Source organism: Vibrio sp. 10N.286.45.E10, assembly GCF_002874195.2.
Classification (GTDB): Bacteria; Pseudomonadota; Gammaproteobacteria; order Enterobacterales; family Vibrionaceae; genus Vibrio; species Vibrio crassostreae.
Genome location: NZ_MCWD02000002.1, coordinates 42,357 through 54,712 on the forward strand (window position 1 = coordinate 42,357; position 12,356 = coordinate 54,712).

The window sequence follows — 12,356 nt, forward strand, 5'->3', positions numbered from 1 at the left end:
CTTTAAACCGCCCACTTAGAATGAACTAAATTAGGTTGGACTAATTTAGAAAAGGTAAAAACAATTAAATTAACCTGGATAAGAAAGCAGGGCAAGATCATGAACATTTTTCGCCCAATGGTTGACTAACGTTGACCTGATGGGTTGGTTGTGATCTTATTCTCCTCTTTTGAGGAGCACCCATGAATTTAGATACCATCAAAACGTATTTCAGCATCATTCGAGACGAACGACAAAGCGCAAAAGTAGACTATCCTCTGTTCGACATTTTATTTGGTTCAATTTGTGCCGTAATAGCCGGAGGTCAAGGCTGGACTGATATTCGCGAGTATGTTCTCGGACACCATGAATGGTTTCTTAAACATGGTTTATTCGAAAAAGGTGTGCCGGTTGATGATACCTTTGCTCGTCTGATTTCAAACATCGACCCGGCAGAGTTCCGAGATTGCTTTCTAGCCTGGATGAAAGCAGTGCACAAGTTAACTGGTGGTGAAGTGGTAGCCATTGACGGCAAAACTTTACGGGGTTCCTATGACAGAAACGACAGGCAAAGCACCATTCACATGGTGAGTGCTTATTCCTGTGCTAATCAACTCGTATTAGGTCAGCTAAAAACCGATGCTAAGAGTAATGAAATCACAGCGATACCTGCACTCCTCCAGATGCTCGACTTACGAGGTGCTATCGTGACGATTGATGCGATGGCCTGCCAGACTAAGATAGCAAAGGCTATCACGAGCAAAGGCGGTGATTACTTATTATCGGTTAAGGGTAATCAAGGCAAGTTAGCGGCCTCGATTCAGTCCGCCTTCTCCTCACGCCGGCGAGATCCGATTGACTGGGATAGGTATCAAGTTGAGAAGCAGAAGGGCCGGATTGAAGCGCGTACTTGTCATATCCTGAGTGCTCGTGAGTTGGAGGGTGACTTCTCCACTTGGGATAGGTTAACCAGTATTGTGATGGTCGAAAACTACCGAGCAACAAAAGGCAAGGCTCCAGAGTTGGAGTATCGTTACTACATTAGTTCAGCAGAACTGACCTCAGAGCAGGCAAGAGAGGCTATCCGTGCCCACTGGGGCATTGAATCCATGCATTGGATTTTAGATGTCAGTATGGGTGAAGATGCTTGTCAGATTTATAGAGAAAATGCTGCTGAAAACATGGCGGGATTAAGACATATGGCACTGAACATGCTCAGAGCTGAGTCAACCAAGATTAGCGTACCGATGAAACAGAAGCGGTGTATGATGAAGCCTGCCTACTTGGAACAAGTTCTTATGGCTGGATTTACATCGATGGCTAAATCTTAACCATTCATGCGGACGCCCTGGATAAGAAAGGGTCTTGGCGGCATAACTAACAGACAAAAAAATCACATACAAATCAATATATAACAATCACTTAAATGAAAACCACTCATCTAAAAGCACCTATAGAAAGAATAACTCTCATACGAACCATGAAGTCTATTTCGCTAAAAAAGGTTCATGGATCATTAACTCCCATCTAAATACCAACTTTTAATATGACGTTTAAATTAAAATAACAGTAACAACTCCAAGTTGGGTTTTATTTTTATTTTGAATTAAAGTCACAATTTATTCATGGGAAAGAGTCATGTATAAAACGGTATTATTTAGAGTATTAATTCTATTTCCAACTGAATTATTCAATTAAAAATTTAATTATCTCTCTATGACTTCAATGTCTTCCATTAAAAACCGAGCGTCACGCCTGTGTTTTTTATGCTTGTTCTGTATTTATTTTACCCAACGGTTAAAAAGGCAAGCCGAAAACCGCCTCTCACAGCGTACTGCACTCTTCTTACTACGCGGCCACGACACTTACAGCGTTACCAACTAACACAAAGGGCGCCGTTACTGGCGCCCTTTAAAATGACCTTCATGAAAACACCACTTTGCACTGATGTTAAGTGCTAAGTGTTAAGTGCCAAGTGATGGAGCGCCAAGCGTTAAGCATCAGGTTCACTGTCGTGTTTAGCCGTTCGTTCAGCGAGCACTTCTTTGAATGCGAACATCCCATTCAGCGCAGCAGGAAAACCAGCGTACACAGACATCTGAATGATCACCTCTTTGATCTCTTCTTCACTGCAACCCACATTAAGCGCCGCATTCAAATGCACTTTAAGTTGCGGGGCGCAGGTGCCTAGTGCGGTTAACGCTGCCACCGTCGCAATCTCGCGAGATTTCAAATCCAAGCCTTTGCGAGCATAGATATCACCAAAAGGATACTCGATGGTGTATTTGGCTAAATCGGGGCAAATATCTTGCAGGCTTTCGATAACATTTTGACCAGCTTCACCATCAATCTGTTTGAGCAGTTCTAGCCCTTTTTCAAAACGTGACGTGTTCATTGTGTTGCTCCTATGTATTGAATAGGAGCGCAGCATACAAGTTAGAGTTCACTCTAAGTCAACGCACTTTTCCATCTTTATACAGGTCAATTTTGTCTTCCAGAGCGGAAAGATGAGATTGCTGCTGCGCAATATGCGCTTTTAAACTCTGTTGGTGCCGTTCTAGCAAAGCTTGACGTTCAAGTACCGTACTGCTGCCCTGCTCCCTTAATCGAGCGTATTCCAATATCTCTTCGAGTGGCATGGCCGTTTCTTTTAGGCGAATGACAAACTCAAGCCACTTTACGTCTTTCCTGGTATACACTCGGTGCCCACTGCTATTACGCTGAACATTTTTAAGCAAACCGATTTTTTCATAGTATCTAAGCGTATGAGCCGACAAACCCACCAAGCTAGAAAACGCCTTCATGTTCATGGTTTTATTTCCTTAATAGCCTAATACGCGAATACGTTGTTTTGGTAAAGAATACTCACCTCCAAACCAGAAATCATCATCAAAGAAAGCGCCAGTCTAAAAACACAAAACCCAACGATAGCATGCTGCCGTTGGGTTCTACTTTTTAATGCGAGTTATAACGCTTTGTTACTTAACTGTTATACCAAAATCACTCCATTGAGCTTTACGCTTGGTGGTAAAAATACAAGAAACACCGCCCACGGTATGAGTAATTGGAGCTTCAAAATCGCAAAACAGTGAGATATACAAAATTGGTAGCTGTTCGTTACCAAATGAATTTGGTGTCCACATGGCTACATCACCATCTTTACATTTAGCATTCGCTTCATCACCGTTAGCAAAATGACAGATATTGTCTTGCTTTAAATCACTTAGCCCAAATGCAGCCGATGAGTTGAATGATGTTGCTGACAAAGCAAAAGTAAGTGCTAATAGAACTTTTTTCATAATAAGGTTGCCCGTAGTTTGATGTATACAAGTTACCTTATCATGATGATAAACATATACTTAGCCAGACTATGCAACCTATGACACAAACCACAAATTGCGTTACTCACGAAGAATTAAGGTTTGAGTAACGCAATATCGATGCCGACGCATACCACCTAAATCACTTAACTTAACTCTCGGCATAGGTGCCACGTATTACGAGTCAATTTAAACAGATTGTTATGAAACAGTATCGTCACTCTCTGTTTCTTTCATAGACCAACCAGCAGCATATAGAATATGCTTTTCATGCAAGCCTGTCTGAGTTGTATGCGAATCAACAACGACTTCCTCAGACTTAACTTTTGGTATCACTGTAACAGGCTCAAGACCAAGACCTATAGTTGGTAAGTTTTTCCTAGATTCTATGACTTCTTTGAGCGTTGGTTTCTGAAGTGGCAGTCGCTTTTTACGTTTTGGTTTTCGTGTATGTTTGCGCTTAGTCTTCTGTGCTTTCTTTTTCGCTGCTTCCATAAAATCCAGGCTATCGATTAAAGCCTGCAATTCGCCTAACGCTTTAAAATTCACTCGTCTGGTTGGCGGTAATGCATGTACTGATTCATAAAAACTTCGGATTTTTGCTTTCTCTTTCTTCGAGAAAACAAATTGTCCATTAGGGAACATTTGGCTATAGAAAGAGCCATAGCTAACCATTGCTTTAGGATTTCTAAGCACCCCTGCAAATTCATTAATGTCCATAGTTCCCTCGGTTTCAACGCCGCATTAAGGTGTGAGCGGCGCTTGGCTATACTTGAGCGAAGCGAAACTGCCAAGCGTTGCGAATCACTCTTAAATGCTTTGTATGGATAATAAGCACTCCAATCGGGTAATGTGAGACCCAGGCTTTAGCTGCAACTAAAGCTTTCTATGTAGTAGTTCGTTTAAACGCTGGCTCCTCTATCGAGAGACCGATAACAAACATGAACGCTACATAGGACTTCAAGCATAAACCTCGAATAGTCGACTGGGTCTCGAACCCGCATTACGCAAGCATGAGTTAGCTTATTATGAATACCAAAATCAATCAAAGCATCAACGTTGGAGTTGATACCGGCAAAACACAATTAGACATCCACATCAGGCCACTAGACCTATTTTTCTCAGTAGAGAACAATGATAAAGGCATCAAAAAAGCACTCAAAACGATTAAGAGTCACAGTCCTGAACGAATCGTTATTGAAGCTACAGGCCGATTAGAAATGCCTTTTGTTCTTGCATGTGCAGAGGCTCAATTACCTATTGTCAGAGCAAACCCTATCCACATAAAACGATTCGCTGGTGCTATTGGCCGCAGAGCCAAAAATGATCGTTTAGATGCAGAATTGATCGCTCACTATGGAGAAGCAATCAAACCAGCTCTTACTGTCATAAAGCCAAAAAACATACGCCTAATGAGTGACTTCGTCATTCGCCGAAACCAGTTGTTATCCATACAAACCATGGAAAAGAACCGAATCCAGATACTTCCCGCCTCTCTCCATCCGACTATCAAACCAATGCTAACCACGATAAAAAATCAAATCACCAAGTTAGAAGAAAAGCTCGTTAAACTCATTGAAGATAGCCCTGAATACCAAGCTAAAAACACAATATTGCAAAGCGTCCCAGGAATAGGAAACATTGCCGCTGCATCAATAATTAGCAACGTACCTGAACTTGGTTACATCACGAATAAACAAGCAGCATCACTGATTGGCGTCGCTCCAATAACACGTGAAAGTGGTCGCTACAAAGGTAAGCGCGTAATCCAAGGCGGTCGAGCGCAAGTACGAACCGTTTTATACATGGCGATGATGTCAGCCATGCAATGTAACCCCATATTCAAAGCGACTTATGCTCGACTTTTAGCTGCTGGGAAACCTAAAAAAGTCGCAATAATCGCGTGCGTACGAAAGATGGTAGTGACACTTAACTCTATGCTCAGAGATGGCGCCATGTGGGATGAAAACACAGCCAAAAATTAATCATTGACGCCATAGTCGTTTGTTATATTTTTATTCGTATATATTAATGACCTTATCTCTAATTTGGTCTGGAAGTGAATATGTTTCAGCTGATATATGCTCTAATGCAGCATAAGGCTTACCGCCAAAACCTCTAGGCATACCTAGTTCTTCTTCAATATCATTTACAAATGTTACTGAGGAGCCATAAGTAACATTAATTGCATCTTCAATTGCTTGAGAAGCAGCATCTGACGTTGCTCTTGCATTAGCATCTTTATGAGCCTGATGGTCAATATCATAGACTGCAATATACGGAATTTTAAACTTATTCAATAAGTTACAGTACATTGGAATGTTGTTCTTAGAACCACAATCGATAACCGAATAATCATGTTTAAAACAACCCAAAGTTTGAGCAACAAATGGAATTACCGTCTTTTCAGTTGCGCCTTCAGCGAGAATGACTTTCTTTGCAAAAAACAACTCACTACGATCCGGGTTTATCCAGTAGCTAAGATTGAAATCTTTTTTACCATTGCCAATGAATAATTCCTCTTCGCATTGGCATGCCTTAGAGCCGACTTCCACGTTTTCTTTACGTATAATACAAATCGATTTGTATTTGCTTAGATCTATTAGCGAAGCAGAATGTGTGCAAAGAACAACCTGCACTCCTGTTGAGTTAGACAATAAGGTTAGTGATTCTAACAGCGCTCTCTGCGCCTGTGGGTGCAAATAGAGTTCTGGTTCTTCAAGGATAAAGAACATCGACTGCGAAGAAGAACGCCCAGTTGTTTCAGCGTTCTCTTGTTCATTTCTCAAGATATCGGCTAACGTCTTAATCAGTGCGAAACTTAAAGCTCTCTGTAAACCATTACCCTTTCTCGAAACGTCCGTCTTGCAACCATCATTAACCCAGACCTGAGTGTTTGCTTTGAAGACATCTTCTACGTTTGGTGGCAATACTTCTAATTCTACTTCAGAACCCCAGCTAGCCAATTGTTCATTTAGCTTGGTTTCAAATTCTCCTAACTGCGTTGGTCTCTGAGTATTTGGATTACCATCGGTATCCTGTTTATTTAGTAAACTAAACAATGAAGCAACGGTTTCCTTAGCCTCAACCCACCCAGCACTATTAGCTGAAATATCAGAAATGATCCTACCGTATAGTTTGCTAAATAGACTACTGCTATTGTTTGAGTAATCATCTGATGCAACTTTTACTGCAGGTATATAGAAAACGTCTCCAAATATGCCTTTTGCAACATTCTTAGCACCCATAAAGTTAGTAGATTCTAATTCATAGTTGAACTCTAAATCTGCCTGATTTGCTTCTATGTACTGTGCTTGAGCGTCTTGTATATTAGCTTTAGTAATTCTTCCACTTGGAGGGAGTAAATCATAAAACTCCAGCCCTTCGGCAACGCTGCGCGTCGTATATGAAGAAGCATTTTCATCCTTTAACCACTCAAAGACTGGTGACTGTGTGTAACCTTGGTAGGTTAACGAGCCACCTTTTGTTGCAGTTCTTCTAACTTTGATTTTTTGGTCTGCGGTCACATACTTTGTAAATGTAGATAGTTCGCTTGCAACCAAGTCATCAAAAGTCACTTCCACATAAAGTTCATCTGAGCCATCATTGAAGTCCAAATCTTGAGGCTTTATCTCACCAAAGAAGAATAGGATTGCATTTAAAACATTCGACTTGCCGTGATTATTTTGACCAATGAGAATCATCAAGTCTTGAAAACTAATGCTAACATCTTTGATCGAACGCCAATTTGATATTTGTATTTCACTTATTTTCATTATTACCTCAAAAGTTGAAAAAATATAACGCCTTGTTAAGGGGTGAGCAACGCAATAAAGAAGCCGCCGCATACCACCTTAAACACTAAAACCAACGCATAGTAAAAATGCCACGCGTTGCGAATCCCTCTTGAACAATTTGTTGAACGAAGCCGCTACGCGGCAGAGTAAAACGAGTGCAAACCATACTCTTGTAACACCATCACCCTGATGGTCGTTCACAGGAGTAACCCCATGAAACCCGATGACTTAAAACGCTACAACACCCTTTATGAACAACACCTTACCAACCTAAAGCTGCAAGGTAAACGACCTGCGACGATCGATGCCTATTCCCGTGCAGTTCGTCGGATCACCGCTCATTTCGATCGCGTACCCGATACGTTAACCACTGCCGACCTCAAACAGTTCTTCGCGTCTCTTATTCAAACCCACTCGTGGAGCACCATAAAACTCGATCGTAATGGCTTGCAGTTTTTCTATCGCTACACGCTCGATAAACAGTGGGAATGGCTCAATATCGTCAAGCCGCCACAAGTAAAACGACTGCCCGACATACTGACACCGCAACAAGTCAGCTCACTGATTAGCCACACTCGACAGACACGTTATCAGGTGTTTTTTCTTACTCTGTACAGCATGGGGTTGCGCCTTGGTGAAGGACTGAACCTAACGGTTCATGATATCGACAGCCAAACAATGCGCGTTCACATACGGGAAGGAAAAGGCGGAAAAGACCGAATGGTGCCGCTTCCGCTGCGAACGCTTAAAGCTCTTCGCGTACATTGGCTTACCCATAAGCACCCTTACTACTTATTTCCTGGCCTTGGTACCTGTCGCGACACCCTCATGGATCGTGGCGGTATTCAAAAAACCATGAAACTTGTGCTCAAAGAGTGCGGGATCCAAAAACACGCCAGCCCCCACTCACTTAGACATTGCTTCGCGACGCACTTACTTGAGCAAGGGTTAGACCTGCGTTCACTGCAAACGCTACTGGGTCATGCAAGCCTCAACACCACTGCCCGTTACACTCGAATGACTACGCTAAAACAACGCGATGCTGCGATGGCCATCAACCATTTAACTGATGCTCTAGACTTAACGTGGAGCATTACATGAGTACCTTTATTGAACTGCTTCGTCAACATCACTCTGCGCTTAAACGTCACTATTATGCGCAGATGAATGGCGATATGCATCGAGCCATTGGGGCGATGCTCCGTTGTAAAACAGAGCAACAAGGTCGCTCACAATGGTTCTGCAGTCACTGTCATCACGATGACCGATTACCGCTTTCTTGTGGTCATCGTCATTGCCCTCAATGCCAACAACGCACCACTTCTGACTGGCTTCAACGTCAGCAGCAAAAGCGGTTACCTGTTCACTATTTCATGGTGACTTTCACTTTACCGTATCAATTAAGAGCCTTAGCGAGGCATCAACCTAAAGCGATATATAACGGTATGTTTAAGGTGGCATCGGGGGTATTAAAGGATTTTGCCAACCGACAACGGCAAGGTGAACTTGGTTTTACCGCCGTGTTGCATACTCACAGTCGACAACGAAACTTGCACCCACATCTGCACATTATCGTGGCGGCAGGCCAATACGACGCGTCGAGGCAAACGTGGCACAAAGGCAACAAGCATTACCTTTTCAACGCGTTTGCTTTGGCCAAAGTATGGCGAGCAAGAATGCTGGATGCCATTAATCAGCATCCTATGCTGTGGCTTCCCAATGGTATACCCAAGGAATGGGTGGTCGATTGCAGACAAGTGGGGTACGGTCAGGCTGCGCTCAATTATTTGTCTCGCTACCTCTATCGCGGTGTTCTGCCTGATGAAGACATCATCCATATCACCGATGACACGGTCACCTTCCGCTATAAAAACAGTCAGACTAAAACATGGCAAACGCGCACCTTACCCACCCTCAAGTTCTTGTTGCTCATTTTGCAACACGTGCTGCCCAAAGGGTTACAGCGAGTAAGAGACTACGGTTTTTTGCGCGGTCAAGCACACGCCTTAAGAACCCGCATTCAACTGCTGCTGTTGAACCTCCTCTATAGGATGCCGCCACTCACCGCACCGATAAGGAGCAAAGCGATAAGAACCTGCCCTTGCTGTCAGCATCAGATGGCGTGCGTTGGAGTAAGCCGACCCATGTAGCCGAAAGGCATTGATAATAAGGAGAATGGCATTGACGAAATCAGAGGAGATGTGACGACGAAAGAAACGAAAAATAGCTAACTGGTTGATAAGATTGCTATCGCAACCTTATCTTGACCTCACTCGCCTTGAGAAAAGCCTCAAAGCGGTGCGCCCTTCAAGTTCAATCGTACAATTCACTTAATAAAGTGGCTTCGGGCTTGTTCAACACTCGGGATTTAGTGTTGGCTGCGCAACACCTTAATCCTTATTTGTTAGAAGTTTGCTCACCTAGTGCTCCGACTTTCCCTTTTCGCGTCATGTGGGAAACAGTTTGTATACGCACGAGCGACATGACTTTTGCCATTATCATCTACGACGACACAAACTAGATTGCACGGATTTCCCAATGCACTCCGCCAATTATGATGACGATCCTCATAATCTACTTCAAATTCAACGTAAACGTATGCTGAGCTAACCCATTCAAACGGAATTGAACGTTTTACAAGCAACCTTTTAAACATCTTTGAATAGCGTTCAGTCATGAGATCAAAGTGCGGGTAATATGGAGCAATCTGTTGGGAACAAAGGTCTATTGAAACACACTTACTTTGAAGGTGGTCTACGAAAAGGTAAAGCTTACCGATACCCCAATAACCATCGATATCATTGTTTCTACTCCGAAACGAGCCAATAATGCCGCTTGCAATACTACCTAGTTCTCTCCTGCGTCCCATATTTATTCCTAAAACTTCTAACGCTTAAGTATTTATCCGTTGTCGTAGCACAATGGATAAATACCTGTTGGACTTGGCTGCTTCTATCTATGGAATTTGCTTTTTAGGACTGACTTGCGTTCCACTCTTATCATTAAGACCGGTACCCCGTCAGCCGTCCATTTTCCACTTCTAGCCGCCAATTTATCTACAGCGACTATACCCGTTGCATAATCTTTTTAAAAGCGAACAATGCCCCTCTCTCGCCATAACACAACGATAATTTTATTCATTATAATCAGACAACTAGGTCAGTTGGTACTCTGAAACGACTATCCTAGGTCTAATATTGATGCACACGAGTACCATGCTGTTGCTATGGCAGTTCGGACAACAAGGTTTCTCTTTCAGCACTTCCGATTTCTCTGCGGGTCGCTTTCGTAAGCTTTGCCTAATTTCCGCTATCGCTTTTACCCGTACAGCATTAGCTAAAAAGCCATAGTAGCGTATTCGCATTAGCCCTTTAGGCAACACATGTAAAAGTAAGCGTCGAAGTAACTCGCCCGCATTACAACACATTCTTTGCGTCCCATTGGTTCGGTAGTCTTTGTAACTCATCGTGATACGGCCATCCACGTTATAACTTAATTGGTTGGGATTTAACCCGATACGATTGCAATACCGAGATAGATAACCCACTACCGCTGTAGGCTCGTGGAGTACAGGTTTACTGTACACAACCCATCTCTTACTAGCGGCTTCCTCTAATAAATTACTGTGCGTTGCTATCAACTCGCTTACTCGACATAACATCTCTTTCTTAAAACGAACGGATAAGGCTTTAACCGGAAGCAGGTAACTCTCTTTTCTTGTCGGTTGCCATTGCCGATCTTTTGTAAGCACCCCACTCGGTAGTAGGCAATGAATATGAGTATGTTGACTCAGATTTCTTCCCCAAGTGTGAAGAACCATTAATGCTCCAAGTTGACCGACAAGGTGATGCCGCTCATTAGCAAACGCGCATAATGTTGCCCACACTGAATGAAACAAGCATTGATAAACCACCTTAGGATGCGCTTTAACCAGAGCATTGAACTCGTGAGGTAAGGTAAAAACCATATGATGGTAGGCCACAGGTAAAATATCTTGGCTTCGCTTTGTTAGCCATTGCTGTCTCATCTGCTCTTGGCAATTGGGGCAATGACGATCTCGACAAGAGCAGTTCCAACGAGTTTCATGACCACATTGCTGACAACGCCAGTCGTAACTGCCCATACGCTCCGTTCGGCAGTCTCTTAAATGGTTAAGCACTTGCCACTGTCTCGGTGTGACTTTGCTTTTATCAAGCTCTTCTAAACCTTGTGTTAATACGGCTTGGTAAGGAGATAATGCGTTCATTCGCTCTCCTCCCATAGTTGAGCAACTAAGTCGAACTTACTTCCGTCCGAGCTTTCGTTGTGATGACCTATCCAATGGGTGTACCTCAATGTCGTTTTGATATTCGAATGTCCGAGGTAACGCTGCAGAACATTCAAAGGCATGCCCGATTCGAGCTGATGAGTCGCATAAGCGTGCCTCAAGGCGTGTATTCCTCCTAATTTTCTGACGTTTGCCTCAACTTTTGCTGCTTTGAAGCACTTCTGCAAAGAGCTAATACCCAATGGCTTTTCGGGCTCTAGGCTGGGAAACAGCACTACGGTTGGGTGATAATGACGCCAGTAATTTCGAAGATGATTCAGTTGGCTATCACCCAGTGGAACAAAGCGATCTTTTTTACCTTTACCACAATGAATGTGCAGTCGTTTCGCCGTACCATCGATGTCTTTCACGTACAAGCCGACGACCTCACTGACACGTAGGCCACACCCGTAACACATTTCAAGTGCGGTCTGATATTTAAGACTTCGACAATGACTAATGATACTTCTTACTTCCTCGCGATTAAGCAGCTCCGGTATTTTACTGGCACGTTTAATCGGGGGAACCAGTCGCTCTTCAAATTCTCTATTCAAAACGGCACGATAAAAGAACAAGATAGCATTCAAAGCTTGAGCACAAGTACTACTACTTAAGCTCCGCTCTGTGGTGAGCGTACGTAAATAAGCACTAATCTGTTGATCGGTGAGTAAATCAGGGGACAGATCGTAAGTAGTAGATAGATCTTTAACCCAACGTAAATAGCTTGCATGGGTTTTCGGAGAAAAACGGCGAACCGCCATTTCATCGATAAGTTGTTGTCTTAATGGGCTCATGATGTATTCCTTAATCTATGGATACATCATAAGTTTCGTCTATCGGATAGGTGAGAGGAAAGTCCTCCGCGAAGCGGCTTAGTTCAACAGCTATATTAGACAGAATAATTCTGCATTTTGTCCCTGACACAATTCTGTCTAGTAATTTGAGTCGTTCAGG

At 43.0% G+C, this 12,356-nt stretch carries 12 protein-coding genes; 4 read left to right on the top strand and 8 right to left on the bottom strand.

What is annotated here, in order from left to right; genetic code table 11:
* Nucleotides 1-182 precede the first annotated feature (182 nt).
* Complete coding sequence (locus tag BCU34_RS13350; RefSeq protein ID WP_102480625.1) at nt 183-1,310, top strand: ISAs1 family transposase; 1,128 nt, start codon at nt 183-185, stop codon at nt 1,308-1,310.
* A gap of 662 nt (nt 1,311-1,972) precedes the next feature.
* Here the strand turns inward: BCU34_RS13350 and BCU34_RS13355 are convergent.
* The 4 genes from BCU34_RS13355 to BCU34_RS13370 all read right to left on the bottom strand — a co-directional run bounded on the left by BCU34_RS13355 (nt 1,973) and on the right by BCU34_RS13370 (nt 4,019).
* A complete protein-coding gene (locus tag BCU34_RS13355) occupies nt 1,973-2,374 on the bottom strand; it encodes a carboxymuconolactone decarboxylase family protein (protein WP_102478296.1) in 402 nt (133 codons plus the stop codon).
* A 58-nt stretch (nt 2,375-2,432) separates the two neighbouring features.
* Nucleotides 2,433-2,789 carry a MerR family transcriptional regulator gene (locus tag BCU34_RS13360; RefSeq protein WP_102478295.1) on the bottom strand — a complete coding sequence of 119 codons (357 nt, stop codon included), beginning with the start codon at nt 2,787-2,789 and terminating at the stop codon, nt 2,433-2,435.
* Nucleotides 2,790-2,957: 168 nt separating this feature from the next.
* Nucleotides 2,958-3,278 (bottom strand): hypothetical protein, encoded by a 321-nt coding sequence (locus BCU34_RS13365; RefSeq protein WP_102478294.1) that lies wholly within the window; start codon nt 3,276-3,278, stop codon nt 2,958-2,960.
* Nucleotides 3,279-3,500: 222 nt separating this feature from the next.
* Nucleotides 3,501-4,019 carry a hypothetical protein gene (locus tag BCU34_RS13370; protein ID WP_133146186.1) on the bottom strand — a complete coding sequence of 173 codons (519 nt, stop codon included), beginning with the start codon at nt 4,017-4,019 and terminating at the stop codon, nt 3,501-3,503.
* A 308-nt stretch (nt 4,020-4,327) separates the two neighbouring features.
* Here BCU34_RS13370 and BCU34_RS13375 point away from each other — a divergent pair, with 308 nt between their 5' ends.
* Nucleotides 4,328-5,284: an IS110 family transposase gene (locus BCU34_RS13375; protein ID WP_198592774.1), complete on the top strand. Its 957-nt coding sequence runs from the start codon at nt 4,328-4,330 to the stop codon at nt 5,282-5,284.
* A 30-nt stretch (nt 5,285-5,314) separates the two neighbouring features.
* On the opposite strand, the gene BCU34_RS13380 is transcribed toward BCU34_RS13375, so the two are convergent.
* On the bottom strand, nt 5,315-7,075 hold the full coding sequence (locus BCU34_RS13380) for an ATP-dependent nuclease (protein WP_102478291.1): 1,761 nt from the start codon (nt 7,073-7,075) through the stop codon (nt 5,315-5,317).
* A gap of 234 nt (nt 7,076-7,309) precedes the next feature.
* On the opposite strand from BCU34_RS13380, the gene BCU34_RS13385 reads away from it, so the two are divergent.
* Together BCU34_RS13385 and BCU34_RS13390 are read left to right on the top strand one after the other, a co-directional pair.
* On the top strand, nt 7,310-8,197 hold the full coding sequence (locus BCU34_RS13385; RefSeq protein ID WP_102478635.1) for a tyrosine-type recombinase/integrase: 888 nt from the start codon (nt 7,310-7,312) through the stop codon (nt 8,195-8,197).
* Complete coding sequence (locus BCU34_RS13390; RefSeq protein ID WP_102478636.1) at nt 8,194-9,246, top strand: transposase; 1,053 nt, start codon at nt 8,194-8,196, stop codon at nt 9,244-9,246. Before BCU34_RS13385 ends, BCU34_RS13390 begins: the two co-directional genes overlap by 4 nt.
* 266 nt (nt 9,247-9,512) lie before the next feature.
* Here the strand turns inward: BCU34_RS13390 and BCU34_RS13395 are convergent, their stop codons facing one another.
* The 3 genes from BCU34_RS13395 to BCU34_RS13405 all read right to left on the bottom strand — a co-directional run bounded on the left by BCU34_RS13395 (nt 9,513) and on the right by BCU34_RS13405 (nt 12,196).
* Entirely contained in the window at nt 9,513-9,965 is a 453-nt protein-coding gene (locus BCU34_RS13395; protein WP_029388826.1) for a hypothetical protein, read from the bottom strand.
* 285 nt (nt 9,966-10,250) lie between these two features.
* Nucleotides 10,251-11,342 (bottom strand): transposase, encoded by a 1,092-nt coding sequence (locus BCU34_RS13400; protein WP_102479488.1) that lies wholly within the window; start codon nt 11,340-11,342, stop codon nt 10,251-10,253.
* The gene (locus BCU34_RS13405; protein WP_099166413.1) at nt 11,339-12,196 is read right to left on the bottom strand and encodes a tyrosine-type recombinase/integrase; all 858 of its coding nucleotides are present in this window, start codon (nt 12,194-12,196) and stop codon (nt 11,339-11,341) included. Before BCU34_RS13405 ends, BCU34_RS13400 begins: the two co-directional genes overlap by 4 nt.
* Between the last annotated feature and the right edge of the window lie 160 nt (nt 12,197-12,356).

Coding starts and splice junctions, on each gene's coding strand:
- BCU34_RS13350 (WP_102480625.1), top strand. CDS start 183: ATGAATTTAGATACCATCAAAACGTATTTCAGCATCATTCGAGACGAA.
- BCU34_RS13355 (WP_102478296.1), bottom strand. CDS start 2,374: ATGAACACGTCACGTTTTGAAAAAGGGCTAGAACTGCTCAAACAGATT.
- BCU34_RS13360 (WP_102478295.1), bottom strand. CDS start 2,789: ATGAACATGAAGGCGTTTTCTAGCTTGGTGGGTTTGTCGGCTCATACG.
- BCU34_RS13365 (WP_102478294.1), bottom strand. CDS start 3,278: ATGAAAAAAGTTCTATTAGCACTTACTTTTGCTTTGTCAGCAACATCA.
- BCU34_RS13370 (WP_133146186.1), bottom strand. CDS start 4,019: ATGGACATTAATGAATTTGCAGGGGTGCTTAGAAATCCTAAAGCAATG.
- BCU34_RS13375 (WP_198592774.1), top strand. CDS start 4,328: ATGAATACCAAAATCAATCAAAGCATCAACGTTGGAGTTGATACCGGC.
- BCU34_RS13380 (WP_102478291.1), bottom strand. CDS start 7,075: ATGAAAATAAGTGAAATACAAATATCAAATTGGCGTTCGATCAAAGAT.
- BCU34_RS13385 (WP_102478635.1), top strand. CDS start 7,310: ATGAAACCCGATGACTTAAAACGCTACAACACCCTTTATGAACAACAC.
- BCU34_RS13390 (WP_102478636.1), top strand. CDS start 8,194: ATGAGTACCTTTATTGAACTGCTTCGTCAACATCACTCTGCGCTTAAA.
- BCU34_RS13395 (WP_029388826.1), bottom strand. CDS start 9,965: ATGGGACGCAGGAGAGAACTAGGTAGTATTGCAAGCGGCATTATTGGC.
- BCU34_RS13400 (WP_102479488.1), bottom strand. CDS start 11,342: ATGAACGCATTATCTCCTTACCAAGCCGTATTAACACAAGGTTTAGAA.
- BCU34_RS13405 (WP_099166413.1), bottom strand. CDS start 12,196: ATGAGCCCATTAAGACAACAACTTATCGATGAAATGGCGGTTCGCCGT.